Below are 1,974 nucleotides of genomic sequence, written 5' to 3' on the forward strand. Positions count from 1 at the left end.
CGCTGCGCGCGACGCCGAAGCCTTCAACACGTTCCTCAAGGGCCAGGGCTTTGAAACCGACCTGGTGCTCAACGCCGACCGCCGGGGACTTGCCGGCGCCCTCTCGAATTTCTCGCGCAAGATCGGGCCGGACGACACGGCCCTCTTCTACTACGCTGGCCATGGCATGCAGCTGCACGGCGAGAACTTTCTCGTCGGCACCGATGCCAAGCTTGAAAGCGAATTCGACGTGCCGGCCGAGACCGTGGCGCTGTCGGAAATCATCGGCGCGCTCGAAAAGCGCGCGCGCATATCGATGGTCTTCCTCGATGCCTGCCGTAACAATCCACTCGCCGAGAAGCTGACGCGCGAGGTGGAAGGCGCCACCCGAAGTGCTGCGACACGGGGGCTTGCGCCGATCGAGACGCAGAGCGGCGGCACGCTGGTCGCCTTCGCCGCCGCGCCTGGACAGGTGGCCGCCGACGGCACCGACGGGCACTCGCCGTTCACCCGGGCGCTGATCGCCAATCTCTCCGGCGCCGGCCTCGAAGTCGGCACCGCCTTCAAGCGTGTCGTGCGCGACGTGCGCAAGGAAACTAAGGGCAAGCAGCAACCGCAGATCCTTTCCTCCCTGTCGCTCGAGTTCTACTTCGGGCCGGAAACGCAGCAGGCCCCGGCGGCGCAGACGGCAGCGCCTCAGACCGCGGCGGTGCAGCCGGTCCAGCCGGCGCTCGCCGTACCGGCCACGGATCCAGAAGCGCTCGCGGCGGAGAAAGACTTCAAGAAGGCGCTGAAGATCGGCACGCCGCGCATCTGGAATTTCTTCGTCCAGAAGCACCGTACCGGCGAATATGCCGAGCTTGGACGCCAGGCGCTCGCGCAGATCCAGCCCGAGGCTGCTCGCAACCAATCTCTTCTGCCGCAGTCCGTCGAAGAGCGACTGCTGCCGGACACCGGCAAGCGGCGCAGCATCCAGCTTGCGCTCGCAGCCAGGGGATTTTCGTCCGGTACCGCCGACGGCGTGTTCGGCGGGCAAACGCGGGATGCGATCAAGCGCTTTCAAAGCACCAACCAGCAACCGGCAAGCGGCTTCATCACCGAGCGCACGGCAGCAGCGCTCGGCATAACGGTCAATGACATGCCTGAGGGCATCTACAGCGCGACGAAGGCAAGGCGCTACGACGTTGCCAACCTCGAAGGCCTCGAAACGGATCAAACCATCCTCAGGGCGCTGACCTGTCTCAAGCACTTCGAAACCGTTTACGGCGTGTTCCAAGGCCATCTCTATGTTGCCGTTCGGACCGGAACGATCCTCGCGGTCTATGCCCGGGGGATCGCCGGCGGTTGCGGCGCGCATCTCGCCTCGATTTCGTCTCAAGCGGAGAACGCCTTCGTCGCATCGCTTTTCAATGCCGATCAGAGCTTCTTCAACAGCGGCTACGATCCCTCCGGCAACGTCAGCTACAAGATGGGGCCCTGGATCGGCCTGGCGCAGGACCCGCAGGGCAAGGAGCCGAAAGGCGGCTGGCACTGGGACAACGGCGCGCCGATGACCTACACGAAATGGTTTCAGGACATGCCGAACGAAAACAAGAAGGGCGACGACATCGGCATGTACTACGCCCATCGCAACGGCAGGTCCGACACCAAGTCCCTCTATGTCGATACCTGGGACGACATGGGACCAGGCGATGGGACAGGCGGTCTCATTCTCGAATTCGAGTGAATGCCCGAGCGGCGGCACGGCTCGGCAATCGCAAGCAGGAGGCAAGGGTCATGACATGGCGTCTGAAGCTGCTGTTCTTTGTCCTTTCCATTCTGATCGTGCCGTCCGCCGTGGGTCACGCGTTTGCGGAAGGGAACGGCAAGCGGCTGGCGCTGATCGTCGGCATGAGCAACTACGTGCTTGCAGGCACCCTGCCCAACGCTGCGCGCGACGCCGAAGCCTTCAACACGTTCCTCAAGGGCCAGGGCTTTGAAACCGACCTGGTGCTC

General features: G+C 63.9%; 2 protein-coding genes. Both read left to right on the forward strand.

Annotation, left to right across the window (positions count from 1 at the left end):
- Positions 1-1,705 (forward strand): caspase family protein (locus VGO12_RS19385; RefSeq protein WP_327514390.1); only part of this gene is annotated, 1,705 nt, incomplete at its 5' end.
- 50 nt (positions 1,706-1,755) lie between these two features.
- On the forward strand, positions 1,756-1,974 hold a 219-nt coding region (locus tag VGO12_RS19390), incomplete at its 3' end, for a caspase family protein (RefSeq protein WP_327514391.1).

The sequence above is a fragment of the Ensifer sp. genome (genome assembly GCF_035999135.1).
Lineage (GTDB): Bacteria > Pseudomonadota > Alphaproteobacteria > Rhizobiales > Rhizobiaceae > Ensifer.